Origin of the sequence: Micromonospora sp. NPDC051227, from assembly GCF_044455385.1 — a bacterium.
Lineage (GTDB): Bacteria > Actinomycetota > Actinomycetes > Mycobacteriales > Micromonosporaceae > Micromonospora.
The window spans coordinates 38,468-54,761 of record NZ_JBITET010000011.1 but is presented as its reverse complement, the minus strand read 5'-3'; the positions used below and the strand labels follow the sequence as shown (position 1 = coordinate 54,761).

Annotated in this window: 19 protein-coding genes; 14 read left to right on the top strand and 5 right to left on the bottom strand. The window is 72.4% G+C overall.

Annotated features, from left to right (window positions below; all coding sequences use genetic code 11):
• Nucleotides 1-28: 28 nt before the first annotated feature.
• From hisD to hisF, 12 genes are all read left to right on the top strand, one after another.
• Nucleotides 29-1,351, top strand: coding sequence for a histidinol dehydrogenase (gene hisD / locus ACIA47_RS24225; protein ID WP_396710858.1), 1,323 nt, complete (start codon nucleotides 29-31; stop codon nucleotides 1,349-1,351).
• Nucleotides 1,352-1,418: 67 nt separating this feature from the next.
• The gene (locus ACIA47_RS24220) at nucleotides 1,419-2,492 is read left to right on the top strand and encodes a histidinol-phosphate transaminase (protein WP_396710857.1); all 1,074 of its coding nucleotides are present in this window, start codon (nucleotides 1,419-1,421) and stop codon (nucleotides 2,490-2,492) included.
• Nucleotides 2,489-3,100 (top strand): imidazoleglycerol-phosphate dehydratase HisB, encoded by a 612-nt coding sequence (hisB, locus tag ACIA47_RS24215; RefSeq protein ID WP_030334475.1) that lies wholly within the window; start codon nucleotides 2,489-2,491, stop codon nucleotides 3,098-3,100. The genes ACIA47_RS24220 and hisB overlap by 4 nt, the downstream gene beginning before the upstream one ends.
• 58 nt (nucleotides 3,101-3,158) lie before the next feature.
• Nucleotides 3,159-3,329 carry a hypothetical protein gene (locus ACIA47_RS24210; RefSeq protein WP_167362522.1) on the top strand — a complete coding sequence of 57 codons (171 nt, stop codon included), beginning with the start codon at nucleotides 3,159-3,161 and terminating at the stop codon, nucleotides 3,327-3,329.
• Nucleotides 3,330-3,342: 13 nt separating this feature from the next.
• Complete coding sequence (gene hisH, locus ACIA47_RS24205; RefSeq protein WP_396710856.1) at nucleotides 3,343-3,975, top strand: imidazole glycerol phosphate synthase subunit HisH; 633 nt, start codon at nucleotides 3,343-3,345, stop codon at nucleotides 3,973-3,975.
• Nucleotides 3,976-4,011: 36 nt separating this feature from the next.
• Nucleotides 4,012-4,335 carry a hypothetical protein gene (locus ACIA47_RS24200; RefSeq protein WP_091407752.1) on the top strand — a complete coding sequence of 108 codons (324 nt, stop codon included), beginning with the start codon at nucleotides 4,012-4,014 and terminating at the stop codon, nucleotides 4,333-4,335.
• Nucleotides 4,336-4,349: 14 nt separating this feature from the next.
• Entirely contained in the window at nucleotides 4,350-5,075 is a 726-nt protein-coding gene (gene priA, locus ACIA47_RS24195) for a bifunctional 1-(5-phosphoribosyl)-5-((5-phosphoribosylamino)methylideneamino)imidazole-4-carboxamide isomerase/phosphoribosylanthranilate isomerase PriA (protein ID WP_124854339.1), read from the top strand.
• The gene (locus tag ACIA47_RS24190) at nucleotides 5,072-5,461 is read left to right on the top strand and encodes a RidA family protein (protein WP_112582733.1); all 390 of its coding nucleotides are present in this window, start codon (nucleotides 5,072-5,074) and stop codon (nucleotides 5,459-5,461) included. Before priA ends, ACIA47_RS24190 begins: the two co-directional genes overlap by 4 nt.
• Before the next feature lie 79 nt (nucleotides 5,462-5,540).
• On the top strand, nucleotides 5,541-5,987 hold the full coding sequence (locus ACIA47_RS24185) for a MarR family winged helix-turn-helix transcriptional regulator (protein WP_091407758.1): 447 nt from the start codon (nucleotides 5,541-5,543) through the stop codon (nucleotides 5,985-5,987).
• A 5-nt stretch (nucleotides 5,988-5,992) separates the two neighbouring features.
• Nucleotides 5,993-6,424 carry an organic hydroperoxide resistance protein gene (locus tag ACIA47_RS24180; protein ID WP_396710958.1) on the top strand — a complete coding sequence of 144 codons (432 nt, stop codon included), beginning with the start codon at nucleotides 5,993-5,995 and terminating at the stop codon, nucleotides 6,422-6,424.
• A gap of 47 nt (nucleotides 6,425-6,471) precedes the next feature.
• Nucleotides 6,472-7,467 (top strand): NADP-dependent oxidoreductase, encoded by a 996-nt coding sequence (locus ACIA47_RS24175; RefSeq protein WP_396710855.1) that lies wholly within the window; start codon nucleotides 6,472-6,474, stop codon nucleotides 7,465-7,467.
• Between the two features lie 76 nt (nucleotides 7,468-7,543).
• Complete coding sequence (gene hisF / locus ACIA47_RS24170; RefSeq protein WP_112582731.1) at nucleotides 7,544-8,311, top strand: imidazole glycerol phosphate synthase subunit HisF; 768 nt, start codon at nucleotides 7,544-7,546, stop codon at nucleotides 8,309-8,311.
• 5 nt (nucleotides 8,312-8,316) lie between these two features.
• Here hisF and ACIA47_RS24165 read toward each other — a convergent pair whose 3' ends face one another.
• Entirely contained in the window at nucleotides 8,317-8,778 is a 462-nt protein-coding gene (locus ACIA47_RS24165; protein ID WP_091407765.1) for a hypothetical protein, read from the bottom strand.
• 101 nt (nucleotides 8,779-8,879) lie between these two features.
• Nucleotides 8,880-9,551 (bottom strand): hypothetical protein, encoded by a 672-nt coding sequence (locus ACIA47_RS24160; RefSeq protein ID WP_203124186.1) that lies wholly within the window; start codon nucleotides 9,549-9,551, stop codon nucleotides 8,880-8,882.
• A gap of 59 nt (nucleotides 9,552-9,610) precedes the next feature.
• On the opposite strand from ACIA47_RS24160, the gene ACIA47_RS24155 reads away from it, so the two are divergent.
• Both ACIA47_RS24155 and ACIA47_RS24150 read left to right on the top strand, forming a co-directional pair.
• Nucleotides 9,611-11,062, top strand: a complete 1,452-nt coding sequence (locus ACIA47_RS24155; RefSeq protein WP_396710854.1) for a PLP-dependent aminotransferase family protein — start codon at nucleotides 9,611-9,613, stop codon at nucleotides 11,060-11,062.
• 164 nt (nucleotides 11,063-11,226) lie between these two features.
• A complete protein-coding gene (locus tag ACIA47_RS24150) occupies nucleotides 11,227-12,531 on the top strand; it encodes a low temperature requirement protein A (protein WP_396710853.1) in 1,305 nt (434 codons plus the stop codon).
• 45 nt (nucleotides 12,532-12,576) lie between these two features.
• Here the strand turns inward: ACIA47_RS24150 and ACIA47_RS24145 are convergent, their stop codons facing one another.
• The 3 genes from ACIA47_RS24145 to ACIA47_RS24135 form a co-directional block, all read right to left on the bottom strand.
• A complete protein-coding gene (locus tag ACIA47_RS24145) occupies nucleotides 12,577-14,403 on the bottom strand; it encodes an AMP-dependent synthetase/ligase (protein WP_396710852.1) in 1,827 nt (608 codons plus the stop codon).
• Nucleotides 14,404-14,540: 137 nt separating this feature from the next.
• Complete coding sequence (locus ACIA47_RS24140; protein ID WP_396710851.1) at nucleotides 14,541-15,416, bottom strand: terpene synthase; 876 nt, start codon at nucleotides 15,414-15,416, stop codon at nucleotides 14,541-14,543.
• A gap of 199 nt (nucleotides 15,417-15,615) precedes the next feature.
• Nucleotides 15,616-16,245 carry a TIGR03085 family metal-binding protein gene (locus tag ACIA47_RS24135; protein ID WP_396710850.1) on the bottom strand — a complete coding sequence of 210 codons (630 nt, stop codon included), beginning with the start codon at nucleotides 16,243-16,245 and terminating at the stop codon, nucleotides 15,616-15,618.
• Nucleotides 16,246-16,294: the final 49 nt, after the last annotated feature.

Genomic DNA, 16,294 nt, shown 5'->3' with positions numbered 1-16,294 from the left:
GTCGAGCCGGCCGCCTAGACTCGCAAGGGTGTTGAATCGGATCGACCTGCGCAACGGTCTCGGTGACCCGCGCCGCCTGCTGCCCCGTGCCCAGCTCGACGTGTCCGTCGCCGTCGAGCGCATCCGGCCCCTGGTGGAGGCGGTCCGTGAGCATGGGTACCCAGCGATCCGGGAGGCCAGCGTTCGGTTCGACGGCATTTCCCCGGAGGTGCTGCGGGTGCCGGTCGAGGCGATCACCGAGGCGGAGGGGGTGCTCGACCCGGCGGTGCGTGCCGCGCTGCTGGAGTCCATCGCCCGGGCCCGTCGGGTGCACGCCGACCAGCGGCGCACCGACCACACCACGAAGGTGGTGCCCGGCGGCACTGTCACCGAGCGGTGGCTGCCGGTCGAGCGGGTCGGCCTCTACGTGCCCGGTGGCCTGGCGATGTACCCGTCGACAGTGGTGATGAACGTGGTGCCCGCCCAGGCGGCCGGGGTGCGTTCGCTGGTGGTGGTCAGCCCCCCGCAGAAGGACAACGGCGGCCTACCCGATCCCCGGGTGCTCGCCGCGTGCGCGCTGCTCGGCGTCGACGAGGTGTACGCGGTGGGCGGGGCCCAGGCGGTGGCGATGCTGGCGTACGGGGCGGCGGTGGACCCGGCGGGTGAGCTGCGGTGCGACCCCGTCGACCTGATCACCGGCCCCGGCAACATCTGGGTGACCGCCGCCAAGCGGCTGCTGCGCGGCGTGGTCGGCATCGACGCCGAGGCCGGGCCGACCGAGATCGCCATCCTGGCCGACGACACCGCCGACCCGGCGCACGTGGCCGCCGACCTGATCAGTCAGGCCGAGCACGACCCGCTGGCCGCGAGCGTGCTGGTCACCCCGTCGGTGGCGCTGGTCGAGGCGGTCGAGGCGGAGTTGGCACGGCAGGTGCCGGCGACCAAGCACACCGAGCGGGTCACCACGGCGCTGACCGGTGAGCAGAGCGGCGTGGTCCTGGTCGACGACCTCGAGGCGGGGCTGCGGGTGGTCGACGCGTACGCGGCCGAGCACCTGGAGATCCAGACGGCCGACGCCCGGGAGTGGGCGCTGCGGGTCCGCAACGCTGGGGCGATCTTCGTGGGCGCCTGGTCGCCGGTGTCGCTCGGCGACTACTGCGCCGGCTCCAACCACGTGCTGCCCACCGGCGGCTGCGCCCGGCACTCCTCCGGCCTGTCCGTGCAGTCCTTCCTACGCGGCGTGCACCTGATCGAATACACCGAGGCCGCGCTGCGCGAGGTGGCCCAGCACGTGGTCACCCTGGCCAACGTGGAGGACCTGCCCGCGCACGGCCAGGCGGTCCAGGCTCGTTTCCCGGGAGGGTCGGCGTGAGCGCGCGCACCAGCCGGCTTGGTCGACCGGTGCCTCCGGCCGCCGTCTCGCGAAGCGGGGAGGCGGCGTGACCAGCCTGGATGATCTGCCGATCCGGGCCGACCTGCGGGGGCTGTCGCCGTACGGGGCGCCGCAGTTGGACGTGCCGGTGCGGCTCAACACCAACGAGAATTCCCACCCGGTGCCGGAGCCGGTGGTCGAGGCGATCGGCAAGGCGCTCGCGGCCGAGCTGCGCGAGCTGAACCGCTACCCGGACCGGGACGCGGTGGCGCTCCGCGCCGACCTGGCCGAATATCTCGGGCACGGGCTCACTGTCGACCAGGTGTGGGCGGCCAACGGCTCCAACGAGATCCAGCAGCAGTTGCTCCAGGCGTTCGGCGGGCCGGGGCGCACCGCGCTCGGCTTCGTTCCGGCGTACTCGATGCACCCGCTGCTGGCCCTCGGCACCAGCACCCGGTGGGTGCCCGCCGCGCGCGGCGTCGACTTCGGGTTGACCGCCGAGGAGGCGGTCGCCCAGGTCCGCGAGCACCGGCCGGACGTGGTCTTCCTCTGCTCACCGAACAACCCCACCGGCACGGCACTGGACCCGGCGGTGATCGCCGCGGTGCTCGACGTCGCGCCCGGCATGGTGGTCGTCGACGAGGCGTACGCCGAGTTCGCCCGACCCGGGACGGTCAGCGCCCTCGCGGTGCTGCCCGGCCACCCGCGGCTGGTGGTCACCAGGACGATGAGCAAGGCGTTCGGCTTCGCCGGTGGCCGCCTGGGTTACCTGGCGGCCGACGCGGCGGTGGTGCGGGCGGTGCAACTCGTCCGTTTGCCGTACCATCTCTCCGCGCTCACCCAGGCCGCCGCACGCGCGGCGGTGGCCCACCGCGACGCCCTTCTCGGTACGGTGAGCGCGATCATGGCGCAGCGGGACCGGATCGTGGCGACGTTGCGCGAGCGGGGGTTGCGGGTCGCCGACAGCGACGCCAACTTCGTGCTCTTCGAGGTGGGCGGCGACCAGACCGTCGTCTGGGACGCCCTGCTGGCGCAGGGGGTGCTGGTCCGTGACGTCGGCCTGCCCGGCTGGCTGCGGGTGACCGCCGGCACCGCCGCCGAGACTGACGCCTTCCTTTCTGCAATGGAGACTTCGCAATGAGTCGGACCGCCCGGGTGGAACGGATCACCAAGGAGACCAAGGTCCTCGTCGAGATCGATCTCGACGGCACCGGTGCCGCCGAGATCAGCACCGGCGTCGGCTTCTACGACCACATGCTGCACCAGATCGCCCGGCACGGCGGCTTCGACCTGACCGTGCGCACTGTGGGTGACCTGGAGATCGACGCGCACCACACGATCGAGGACACCGCGCTCGCCCTGGGTGCGGCGTTCGACCAGGCACTGGGCGACAAGGCCGGCATCCGGCGGTACGGCTCGGCGACCGTGCCGATGGACGAGGTGCTGGTCCGGGCTGCGGTGGACCTCTCCGGTCGGCCGTACGTGGTGCACGACGAGCCGGTGCTCGCCCCCTACATCGGGCCGGTGTACGCGACAAGCATGACCCGGCACATCTGGGAGTCCTTCGGTCAGGCGGCCCGGGTCACGCTGCACGTCGACGTGCTGCGGGCGGCCCGACCGGGTGGTCACCCGGACGCGCACCACGTGGTGGAGGCGCAGTTCAAGGCGGTCTCCCGCGCGTTGCGCGAGGCCACCTCGATCGACCCGCGTTCCGCCGGAGCGATCCCGAGCACGAAGGGCGCGCTCTGATGAGCGCGAGGAGTGCAGCGCAGCGGAGCCCCGCAGTCGCGAATGGAAGGGGGCTCTGATGGGTGCCGCGTTGCCGACGTTGCTGCTGATTCTGGCCGGAGTGCTGGTGGGTGGCACCTGGTCGCTCTACCGGCAGGGCGCGCCGAAGGCCGCCGTGCTGATCACCGCGGCGCTCGCGGTGCTCGCCACGGTCGCCGGGGTGCTGCGGCTGCTGCCGGAGAACGGGTGATCGGGGTGACGACATGAGTGACGTGGTGGTGCTCGACTACGGCTCGGGCAACCTGCGCTCGGCGGAGCGGGCGCTGGCCGCCGCCGGAGCGGACGTCCGGGTGACCGACGACCTGGCCGCGGCGGCTGCCGCCGATGGTCTGGTGGTGCCGGGTGTGGGCGCGTACGCGGCGTGCATGGCGGGGATCGAGGCGTTGGGCGCCGGCCCGGTGATCGCCGAACGGGTGGCTGCCGGCCGGCCGGTGCTCGGCATCTGCGTGGGCATGCAGGTGCTCTTCGAGCACGGTGACGAGCACGGAGTGGTGACCAAGGGGCTGGGGCTGCTGCCCGGCGGGGTGACCCGGCTGGCCGCCACCCGGTTGCCGCACATGGGCTGGAACACCGTCCGGGCTCCGCGGGAGTCGGTGCTGTTCGCCGGGTTGGCGGAGCAGAGCCGGTTCTACTTCGTCCACTCGTACGCGATGGGCGACCCGGCGGCGCTGGCCGCTGCCGGTGCCACTGTGACCACCGCCCATCACGACACGGATTTCGTCGCGGCGGTGGAGCGTGGTTCGTTGTCGGCGGCCCAGTTCCACCCGGAGAAATCCGCCGACACCGGTGCCGCGCTGCTGCGCAACTGGCTCGCCACGTTGCCCAGCGGTGGCTGAGCGCCGTCGCGCGGTGCCTGAGCGGCGGGCGTCGCGGTGAGCCGGGAGCGCGCCCGCCGGCGGGCGGAGCGGGAGGCGGAGCAGGCCCGGGAGCGGGCGGTCCGGCAGCGCCAGGTCGCCCGGCGGCAGCGCCGTCGCGCGGTGGTCCGCAGCTTGACGCCGCGGCTGCGGCGGGGCCGTTCCGGGCGGCTGGCCCGGCACACTCGGGGTGAGCGGGCCGCGATCGTGCTGCTCACCGGCGCGGCGTTGATTTTGATCTGGACGTTCGTCGACAACCTGGCGTTGCGTATCGCGCTGATCGTGCTCTTGCTGCTCGTACTGCCGGCGATCGTGGTGATCGCCCTGGACCGTCGTACCTGATCGAGGAGAAGACCTTGAGCCTCACCCTGTTACCCGCCGTGGATGTCGCTGACGGCCGGGCCGTCCGGCTCGTGCAGGGCGCCCTCGGAAGCGAGAGCATCTACGGCGACCCGTTGGACGCGGCGCTGGCCTGGCAGCAGGACGGCGCGGAGTGGATCCACCTGGTCGACCTGGACGCGGCGTTCGGCCGGGGCACCAACGCGCACCTGCTCGCGGAGGTGGTGCGCCAGTTGGACGTGAAGGTGGAGCTCTCCGGGGGCATCCGTGATGACGAGTCGCTGCGCGCGGCGCTGGGCACCGGAGCGGCCCGGGTGAACATCGGTACCGCCGCCTTGGAGGACCCGGTCTGGTGTGACCGGGTGGTCGCGGAGTACGGCGACCGGGTGGCCATCGGGCTGGACGTGCGGGGCCACACCCTGTCGGCGCGGGGTTGGACCCGAGACGGCGGTGACCTGTACGAGGTGCTGGAGCGGCTGGACAAGGCGGGCGCGAGCCGGTACGTGGTCACCGACATCACCAAGGACGGCACGATGCGCGGGCCGAACCTGGATCTGCTGCGCGAGGTGTGTGCCCGTACGGACCGGCCGGTGATCGCCTCGGGTGGGGTGTCCACCCTGGACGACCTGCGGGCGTTGGCGACCCTGGAGTCGGCCGGAGTGGAGGGCGTGATCGCCGGCAAGGCACTCTACGCGGGTGCTTTCACGGTGGCCGAGGCGCTGCGGACGCTGGCCGAGGCGTGACGACGACCCGGTTGGGGTCGGGCGGCCCGTGGGAGCAGCGCTACGGGTACTCCCGGGTGGTCCGGGCCGGGGAGCGGGCCTGGACGGCCGGTTGCACGGCGACGGTGGACGGCCGGGTGGTGCATGTCGGTGACGCGGCCGCGCAGACCGCGCAGGCGCTGCGGATCGGGCTGGCCGCGCTCGCCGAGGTGGGCGCGGAGCCGGGCGATGTGGTCCGGACCAGGATGTACGTGACGGACCGGCTGCACGCCGACGAGGTGGGCCGGGCGCACAACGCGGTCTTCGGCGCGGTCCGGCCGGCGGCCACCCTGGTGGTGGTGGCCGGTCTGCTGGATCCGGAGCACTTGGTCGAGGTGGAGTTGGAGGCGTACCTCGGCGATCGCTGAGGTACCCGCCCAGGCGGCCGCTGGCCGTCCTGCGGCCCGATAAGTTGTGTACAACTTAATTGTGGGCTACCTTTCAGCGGTGACCGATGACCTGGTGCTGCGCCGGCAGGTGTGCTTCGCGCTCTACGCCGCGTCGCGCGCACTGACCGACGTCTACCGGCCGATCCTCGACGAGGTCGGGTTGACCTACCCGCAGTACCTGGCGCTGCTGGTGCTCTGGGAGCGTCCCGACGACGCCCCCACGGTGTCCGAGTTGGGCGCCGAGCTGCGGCTGGACTCCGGCACGCTCTCCCCGCTGCTCAAGCGGCTGGAGGGGGCGGGCCTGGTGGTGCGGCGGCGGTCGGCCCGCGACGAGCGGCGGGTCGAGGTGGGCCTCACCGAGCAGGGCCGGGCGCTGCGCGAGCGGGTCTGCGATGTCCCGTTGCGGATCGCGCAGGCCACCGGGCTGGGCTTCGACGAGCTCGTCGCGCTGCGCGACACCCTCACCCGGGTCACCGACACCATCCACCGACAGAAGGAGCAGTGACCACCATGCAGGTTGTCTACACCGCATCCGCGACCGCCACCGGTGACGGCCGGGACGGCCACGTCGAGACCTCCGACGGCACGTTCGCACTCGACCTGGCCGTGCCGAAGGAGATGGGCGGCGCCGGTGGCGCGGCCAACCCTGAGCAGCTCTTCGCCGCTGGTTACGCGGCCTGCTTCCACAGCGCGCTGCGGCTGGTGGCCCGCCGGGCCAAGGCCGACGTGACCGGTTCCGTGGTCGGCGCCGAGGTGGGCATCGGCCCGAACGGCAGCGGCGGCTTCGGGCTCACCGTGCAACTCGTCGTCGACCTGCCCTCCGCGCCCCGCGAGGTCGCTGAGCAGATCGTCGAGCAGGCCCACCAGGTCTGCCCGTACTCCAACGCCACCCGTGGCAACGTCGACGTCACCCTGACCGTCCGCCAGACCCTGTCCGCGTGACCTCGCGGCCCCAGGCCCCCATCCGCGGACGAGAGGACGACCACCCCGTGACCAGCAACCGTGAGATTCACCTCGCCAGCCGCCCCCAGGGCTGGCCCACCGACGACACCTTCCGGCTCGTCGAGACCGAGGTTCCGACGCCCGGACCGGGCCAGATCGTGGTCCGCAACCAGTACATGTCCGTCGACCCGTACATGCGCGGACGGATGAACGACGTCAAGTCGTACGTGCCGCCGTTCGCGCTCGACGCACCGCTCGACGGTGCCGCGATCGGTGAGGTGGTGGCCAGCGAGGCGGCGGACATCGCCGTCGGGACCACGGTCCTGCACGGGCTGGGCTGGCGGGAGTACGCGCTGCTCGACGCCGCTGCGGCCCGCCCCGTCGACCCGAACATCGCCCCGGTCAGCGCGTACCTGAGCGTGCTCGGCATGACCGGGTTGACCGCGTACGCCGGTCTGCTGGAGGTGGCCGCGATGAAGCCCGGCGAGACGGTCTTCGTCTCCGCCGCGGCCGGCGCGGTGGGCAGCCTGGTCGGCCAGATCGCCAAGCTCAAGGGCGCCGGCCGGGTGATCGGCAGTGCCGGCTCGCCGGCCAAGGTCGAGCGGCTGCGGGCGCTGGGCTTCGACGCCGCCTTCGACTACCACGACGGGGTCCGCGAGTCGCTGCGGGCGGCCGCCCCGGACGGCGTCGACGTCTACTTCGACAACGTCGGGGGTGACCACCTGGAGGCCGCGATCTCGGCCATGAACCTGCACGGCCGGGCGGCCATCTGCGGCATGATCTCGCAGTACAACGCCACCGAACCGCCGGCCGCGCCGCGCAACCTGGCGCTGGTCATCGGCAAGCGGCTCACCCTGCGCGGCTTCCTGGTCAACGACCACAACGACGTGCGGGGGGCGTTCGTGCGCGACGTCTCGGGCTGGCTGCGCGACGGCACGCTGTCCTACGACGAGACGATCGTGGACGGCATCGAGAACGCACCGGGTGCGTTCCTCGGCCTGCTGCGCGGTGACAACCTCGGCAAGATGCTCGTCCGTGTGTGAATCCCGATCCGACGCGCGGCGGTGGCCGGCCTCACAGGTCGGTCGTCGCCGTGCGTGCGGAGGATAGGCTCGCGGCATGACGGTGGCGGTACGGGTGATCCCCTGTCTGGACGTGGACGCCGGGCGGGTGGTCAAGGGGGTCAACTTCCTCGACCTGCGTGACGCCGGCGATCCGGTGGAGCTGGCCGCCGCGTACGACCGGGCCGGCGCGGACGAGTTGACCTTCCTCGACGTCACCGCGTCCTCCAGCGACCGGGGCACCATGCTCGACGTGGTGCGCCGCACCGCCGAGTCGGTGTTCATCCCACTGACCGTCGGCGGTGGGGTCCGGCAGGTCGCCGACGTGGACACGCTGCTGCGCGCCGGTGCGGACAAGGTCGGCGTGAACACCGCCGCCATCGCCCGTCCGGAGCTGATCGCCGAGATCGCCGACCGGTTCGGCCGGCAGGTGCTCGTGCTCTCCCTCGACGTGCGGCGCTCGCCGAACGGCGGCACGCCCAGCGGCTTCGAGGTCACCACCCACGGGGGTCGGCGTGGCACCGGCATCGACGCCGTGTGGTGGGCGCACCGGGGCGCCGAGTTGGGCGCGGGGGAGATCCTGCTCAACTCGATGGACGCCGACGGCACCAAGGCGGGCTTCGACCTGGAGCTGATCGCCGCGGTGCGCGCGGTGGTGGACGTGCCGGTGGTGGCCAGCGGGGGCGCCGGCGAGGTGGCCCACTTTCCGCCCGCGATCGGCGCCGGCGCGGACGCGGTGCTCGCCGCCAGCGTCTTCCACTTCGGCGAGCTGACCGTCGCCGAGGTCAAGGACGCGCTGCGCCTCGGCGGCCATCCGGTGCGCTGAACCCCTCAGCGCTCGCCGGAGTGCCCCTCCGGTGACCGACGCGGCGTGGGAATCGAACGGACCGCGTACTCCTGGACGGCAGCCGCGTGGTCGGCCTCGTCCAGGATCCAGTCCGCGCTGCCGGGCGCGTGCCGGCGGGTCAACACTCCCTGCACGGTGTCCACCATGGTCGCCACGCCCGCGCGCGGGCGGGTACGCCACAGCTGCTCACCCTCGGCGGTGATCCGGAACCAGCCGTCGGCGACGCTGACCAACCCGGCGCCGACCAACCGCTGGACCGCGGCCTCCACCTCGTGTCGCTGCGGAATCGCGTGGTTGAGGTGATCGGCGGTGGAGAGCACGTCGGTCAGGCGGACGCCCTCCGGCCGCCGGCTTGTCGCCGACCGACGGTGCCGTCCGGCACCGCTCGCGATGACGAGCGACACGAAGATCCAGGCGTCGTTCCAGCGCCAACCGTTCTCCCCCATGCAGAGATGATGACGGCGCGCGTCGCGGAAGGGAACACCCACCCGCCAACCGGTGCGCGGCACCACCGCCACGTACCGGTTCGCGGACGGTCGGTGAGGGTTCAGCCGGCCGGGGTGGCCGGCGCGGGGTTGCCCGGCGGGGGCGTGGCGCTGTCCGGCGCGGTGCCCTCCGGCACGGCGAACAACGGGATGAAGAACTGGGCCAGCGGACCGATGGCCAGCGCGTACGCGACGGTTCCCACGCCTACCGTGCCGCCGAGCAGCCAGCCCAGCGCCAGCACGGTGACCTCGATGACAGTGCGTACCAGCCGGATCGACCGGCCGGGCCGGCGGGCCACGTACCCGGTCATCAGACCGTCGCGGGGGCCGGGCCCCAACCGGGCGCCGAGGTAGAGAGCGGTGGCGGCGCCGTTGGCGACGATGCCGGTGACCAGCATCGCGATCTGGACGCTGAGCGGGTCAGCTGCGGGCAGCAGGGCCAGTGTGGCGTCCACGACCAGACCGATCACCACGACGTTGCTGACCGTGCCGAGGCCGGGCCGCTGCCGCAGCGGGATCCAGAGCAGCAGGACCAGCGCGCCGACGCCGATGGTGACAGTGCCGAAGGAGAGCCGGGTCAGCTCGGAGAGCCCCTGGTGGAACACGTCCCACGGGTCGAGGCCCAGGTCGGAGCGGATCATCAGGGCCATGCTGACGCCGTAGAGCGTGAGCCCGAGGTAGAGCTGGACCAACCGTCGAACCGGCCGGTGCCGCAGATTGCCAAGCAGTGCCATGCATGCCACCCTAGGTGCCAATCCTCGTCGAGGAAGAAGCCAATATCCGAGGAGTGGCTATGACCGGGCAGGTGCGCGGCGTCCAATTGGCCCGTCTGCTCGGGCAGTGGCATGCCCTGCCGGGCCGCCGCAGCCCCGACTACGCCGCGCTGGCCGGCTCGGTGCGCGGGCTGCTCGCCGACGGCCGGCTGCCGCTGGGCGTCCGCCTCCCGGCCGAACGGGAGCTGGCCGAGGCGCTGCGGATCAGCCGGACCACTGTCACCGCCGCCTACCGGCAGCTACGCGAGACCGGGCACCTGGCCAGCCGCCGGGGCGCCGGCAGTTGGACGATGCTGCCCGGCAACCACCGGGTGGCCAGCACCGGCCTGTGGACTCCGCTGGACGACCGGGAGATGCTCGACCTCGGCGTCGCCGCGCTGGCCGCACCGCCGCAACTGCTGTCGGCCGCGCGGACCGCCGCCGAGGACCTGCCCCGCTACCTGAGCGGGGCCGGTTACCACCCGACCGGCATCATCGAGCTGCGCGAGGCGGTGGCCGACGCGTACACCGCCCGGGGTCTGCCCACCTCGGCCGACCAGATCATGGTCACCAGCGGCACCCAGCACGCACTGGATCTGGTGCTGCGGCTCGCCCTGGCCCCGGGCGGCACCGTGCTGGTCGAGTCCCCGACCTACCCCAACGCCCTCGCCGCGCTGGCCGGCCGGCGGGCCCGGATCAGCACCCACGGGCTGGCCGCCGACGCCGGCTGGGAGCCCGACCTGCTGCTGGGCACTCTCCGACAGACCCGACCCAAGCTGGCCTACCTGATTCCGGAGTTCCAGAACCCCACGGGGCACCTGATGCCCGCCTCGCTGCGCGAGCGCGTGGTGGCCGCCGCGCACGCGGTCGGCACCGATCTGATCATCGACGAGTCCTTCGTGGACCTGTCGTTGGACGGCACCGAGGTGCCACCCCCGGTCGCCACCTACGACCGGCACAGTCGGGTGGTCAGTATCGGCGGGATGAGCAAGCCCTACTGGGGTGGCCTGCGGATCGGCTGGGTGCGCGCGTCCGCGCCGCAGGTGCAGCGGCTGGCCGCCGTGCGGGTCGGGGTCGACATGGCCAGCCCGGTGCTGGACCAACTGGTAGCGGTGCACCTGCTCGCCGACGCCGAGGCCATCGTCGCCGACCGCCGCGAGCAGTTGGCCGTCCAGCGCGACGCCCTGCTCGGCGCGCTGGCGCACCAACTGCCGGAGTGGCGGGTCACCGTGCCACGGGGTGGCGTCACGCTCTGGGCCGAGCTGGACGGCCCGGTGTCGAGCGCGCTGGCCCGGGCCGCGGAGGAGGTCGGCGTACGGCTGGCCCCCGGCCCCCGGTTCGGCCTGGACGGCACCCTGGAGCGCTTCCTGCGGCTGCCGTTCACCCTGCCCGCGGCGGACCTGGTGGAGGCCGTCGGGCGGATCGCGGCGATCCGCTACGACCTGGACCGTGCCGGCCGGCAGCGGTGGCGCGAGCCCTCCGTCATCGCCTGAGCCGCTGCCGGTTGTGATCGACCGGGACGACCTCCGGCCGGGTTGCCCCGAACCGGCCCGCGCTCGTCGCGGACCGCCAGAGAGAGGGTGAGCGGGCGTCACCACGGTCCATTGGTCTGCGGGGAACGTGCCTTCGGTCCGGTTGTGACTGCCACAATCTGCTGGTGGTCGAGGGTGCGGGGGTGCGTGGGGTCCAGCGGAGCGCACCTGGCTCCCGGGCGACCCGCCTCGAACTCTTCTACGACCTGATCTTCGTCTTCGCCTTTCTCAACGTCACCACCGTCACCGCCGGCAATCCGACCGTTGCCGGGCTGATCCGCTGCCTGGTGGTGCTGGCGCTGCTCTGGTGGTGCTGGACGGGGTTCGCCGTGCTGGGCAACCTGGTCCGTACCGACCAGGGCATCGTCCCGCTGGTCGGCTTCGCCACCATGGCCGCAGCCTTCGTGCTGGCGCTGAGCCTGCCGAAGGCGTTCGTCGACCGCCCCGGTGGGCTGTATGGTCCGCTGGTCTTCGCGGCCGGCTATTTCCTGGTCCGGATCAGCGAGACGTCGATCTTCATCTGGGCCGGTCGCCGGAACCGGGACGTGCGCCGACGCTGGCGACTGTTCGCCCTGCCGCCGCTGCTGGCGACGTCGCTCATCATCGTCGCCGCGCTGCTGCCGCAGCGACTCTTCGACGGGAACGCCGAGGCGACGGCCCGGCTGGTGCTCTGGCTCGCGGCCCTGGCCGTGGAGTACGCGGCCGGGCTCAGGCTGCCCGGCACCGGATGGACGGTGCTATCCGCCGGGCACTGGGCGGAGCGGCACGGCCAGATCGTCCTGATCGCCCTCGGCGAGGCCATCATCGCGCTCGGGTTCGCTCCCGGCGGCAGCGCGGCTCTGCCGCTGACCTGGCCGGCGCTCGTCGCCGCAGTGCTCGGCGTCGCGGTGGCCGCAGCGCTGTGGTGGGCGTACTTCGACACCCTGGCGCTCGGCATGGAACAGAGCCTGCACCGGACCCGCGACCCCGCCGCCCGCGCCGCCCTGGCCCGCGACGCCTACACCTACCTGCACCTGCCGGTCATCGCCGGCGTCATCCTGTTCGCGCTCGGACTCAAGGGGCTGATCCACGAGGGAGCCGACGTCAGCACGCCGAGCTGGGGGGTTCCGCTGCCGGGCTTCGACCTGCTGGCGCTCTACGGCGGGGTCGCGCTCTATCTGCTCGCGCTCATCGTGCTCGGCCGGAAAATGCTCGCCGCCCCCCGCTGGCCCACGATGGGCGGAATCCTGCTGCTGCTCGTGCTGGTGCCGGTGGCCGGTTCGCTGCCCGAGCTGTCCGCGTTGACCATGCTGGCCGTGGCCAGCTGGCTGGCAGTGGGGGCGCAGACGATCGTCGACGCTCAGCGCCGACGCGGGGTCCGCGAGGTGGCGCTGGCGGAGCAGCTCGCCGTGGAGGAGGACCAGACGAGGTGGCGGGGTCACCACCTGTGAGGGCCCCGTGCCGGCGGGGCGCCGGGCACGGGACCCCCGGTCGGCTCAGAGCTCGGCGAGGGTGCCGGCGTACATCTTGTCGATCTCGGCGGCGAAGTTGCTCTCCACCCCACGCCGCTTGATCTTCAACGACGGGGTGATCTCGCCGTCCTCGATCGTCAGGTCGCGCGGCAGGATGGCCACCTTCTTGATCGTCTCCCAGCGGTTGAGCTTGGCGTTGAGCTGGGCGACGTACTCCTCGACCATCGTCTGGGCCTCGGCCGACGCGACGATCTCGGTGTAGCTGCGCCCTTCGAGGGGGCCGCCGGCGACCCAGCCCCGGATGGCGTCCGGGTCCAGGGTGACCAGCATGGTGCAGAAGTTGCGGGCCTGACCGACGACGACCGCCTGCGAGGTGTACGGGCAGATGGCCTTGAACATCCCCTCGATGTGCGACGGCGCGATGTACTTGCCGCCCGAGGTCTTGACCAGGTCCTTCTTGCGGTCGGTGATGCGGAGGTAGCCCTGCTCGTCCAGCGTGCCGATGTCACCGGTACGGAAGAAGCCGTCCTCCGTGAACGAGGCGGCGGTCTCCTCCGGCAGGTTGTGGTAGCCGCGCATCACCGGCCGACCCCGCACCAGGATCTCCCCGTCGGTGTCGATCTTGCACTCCAGGTCGCCCATCGCCCGGCCAACGGTGCCGATCCGCAGCCCGGCCGGCGGGTTGACGAAATTGCCGGCGCTGGTCTCGGTCAGGCCGTAGCCCTCGGAGATCGGCAGGTTCGCGGCGGCGAAGAAGGTGGCGATCTCGGGGCTGAGCGGCGCGGCGCCGGACACCAGCACCCGCATCCGGCCGCCCAGGCGGGCCTGGAGCTTGCTGAACACCAGCTTCTCGGCCAGCCCGTAGCGCAGCTTCAGCCCGGCCGGCACCGGCTTGCCGGCCTGCTCCAGGGTGACCTTCTCCTTGCCGACGCCGACCGCCCAGCCGAAGATCTTCGCCTTCGCGCCGCCGGCGCCCTGCGCGGTGGTCACGGCCTTGTTGTAGACCTTCTCGAACACCCGGGGAGCGCCGCACATCAGCGTTGGACGGATGACCGAGAGGAGGTCGACCAGCTTGTCCACCCGCCCGTCGACGTAGGTGGGCAGGCCGACGTGGATGGCGCCGCAGAGCAGGGTCTTGCCGAACGAGTGGGCCAGCGGCAGCCACAGGTACTGCAGGTCGTCGTCGCGCAGCAGCCCGACCTCCGCCTGCGCCACGGCCTCCCAGCACCAGCCGCCGTGCAGCAGCTCGACGCCCTTGGGCTGGCCGGTGGTGCCGGAGGTGTAGATCAGGGTGGCCAGGTGGTCCGGGCCGATGCCGGCCACCAGCATGTCGATCAGCTCCGGCTCGGCGGCCAGCGCCTGGGTGCCGCGCTCCTCCAGGTCGGCGAGCGTCAACTGCGCGATCGCGGCGTTCGGGTCGACGGCGCCGTCGAGGAGCACCACGTGGGTGAGCGCGGGCAGGGACGCCCCGGCGATCTTCGCCGCCTGGGCCGGGTTCTCCGCGAACAGCACCTTCGACCCGGAGTCGGCGATGATGTACGTCGCGTCGGCCGGCTCGGTGGTCGGGTAGACGGTGGTGGTCGCGCCGCCGGCGCACATGATGCCGAGGTCGGCGATCACCCATTGCAGCCGGGTGTTGGCGAGGATCGCGACCGGGTCCTCCTGGCCGACGCCCAGGCCGTGCAGGCCGGCGGCGACCGCCTTGGCGCGCTGGCCGACCTGCGCCCAGGTCAGCCAGACGGGCCCCGAGTCGTCGGAGTTCGGGGACGCGAACGCGAACCGGTCGGGGGTGGCCGCCACGCGCTTGAGGAACATGTCCGGGATGGAGCGGTACGGTACATCGAGAGCCATCGCTGTAGCCGCCTTCGGGGGTGGTGGCGTGACGGTCGTCACGTCATGATGGTTACCGAAGAGTATTGCCTGTTGCCGTGCATCGGCTAGCCCTGGTGATCGTCCGGCCGGCCCATCCCACCAACCGGTACGGCCGATCAGGCGTACCGGGCAGCCACCACTGACCAGTCGTAGGTGGCCCGGACCCAGTTGCGCCGCGCGGCCAGGGCGTCGCTGATCGCGTCGTCGCCGGCGGCGCGCAGCGCCTCCTCCGCGTCCAGGTATGTCGCCAACCCCTGGTTGAACCGGTGTGCCGCACTCCGGAGCGCTGTCACCTCGTCCGCGCCGCTGTCCTTGGCGAGCACCGTGACGAGGTTGTGCGCGTCCGGGTCGGTCTGGCTCTCCTTGCCGTAGGAGAAGAGGTCGTTGCACCAGCAGACCAGGTCCACCGCCAGCAGGTCCAGGGCGACCAGCCCCGGGTTGGCGCGCTGGGCCGGCCCGGAGGGCCGCGTCGACGCCAGGTCGGTCAGGGTGAGGCAGGGGTGCACGCCGCCGATGTGCCGGCGTAGCTGCACGTACTCCGTCACCTCGGGTACGCGCCGACGTTCCCGGTTGCCCGCCTCCCAGAGCAGCGCCAACAGGTACTCGCGCATCTGGCTGACGAATCGCAGCAGCAGCCCAGCGTGATCGTGCAGTCGGGTCCGGCGGCAGAGGTCGTGCAGCGCGTCACCCAGTGGCCCGACGGCGGGCGGTACGACGTACGGGTCACCGCACCGGTCCAGCACGTCGAGCAGGGTGCTGATCGCCGGGCCCAGTCGGGCCGGGTCGGCGCCGAGGCCGTCCTCGTCGCAGGCGTCGTCCATCACGAAGAGCCAGCTGATCAGGTCAGTGAGCAGCCGCACGCCCTCCACCGAGCCGTCCGGGCAGGCGCGGCCGGCCAGTCCGGCGGCGTCGGCCCGCTCCAGGCGGTGTACGCGTTGGCTGGAATCGACCAGCCCGAACGCGCGCGCCCATTCGATGCTCTCAATCGCCACTCGGTCCGTGGCGCCGTGGCGCCCCGTGGGAAACGGGGGTTCCCGCAGCGCCGAAATCGCGAAGTCCCGCACAGTGTGCCCCCACTCCGTGCCGCCCGGCGCGGAGCGGCGCGGTGAAGCGTACGGGAGGAGGTATCAGCGTGTTTCGCTGGGTGTGGGAAATTCCACAGTCGATCCGTGACCACTTACGCACACACAGTTACATCCCCAGGTTGGCGGCGCGCAGCAGCCGAGCCGCCTCCCCAGAACCGCTCAGTTGGACCCGGGCCACCCGTTGCCGGCCCGAGAAGAACAGCACCAGCTCGGCCGGGGGGCCGACCAGGCGTAGTGGCTCACCACCGCGACCGAGGGAGACCTCACCGTGGCCCGGCGCCTGCACGTAGAGGTCGGCTGGAAAGCGCCGCAGTGCCAGCCGGGCCATCGGGGCCGCGCGTTTCCAGAGCGCGCTCTGCAGGCCGGTGGGCAGATCGCGTGGCTGCCACCCGGACCCGGCCCGCCGGACGTCCTCGTGATGGATGAAGAACTCCATCGTGTTCGCCAACTCGTCGGTCAGCGGGTTGCTGACCGGGCTCCACAGCGGCGGTCGGCGCACCTGTGCCACCAGCTCGGGGTAGGGCCGTGCGGCGAGTCGCCGACGGACCCGCTCGGAATAGCCGCGCAGCGGCGGCAGCACGATCCCACCCGCCGCGTCCGGACGGCGCTCCCGCAGCACCAGGTGCGCGGCGAGGTCACGGGTCGCCCAACCCTCGTTGATGGTCGGGGCGTCCGGCCCGAGGGCCAGTAGAAGATCGGCCAGCGCCTCGCGCTCGGCTCGGGCGTACCGCGGCATGGCCCGATCGTAGGCCCGCTGGCCCGCCGACGCGCGACAACGGACGCCG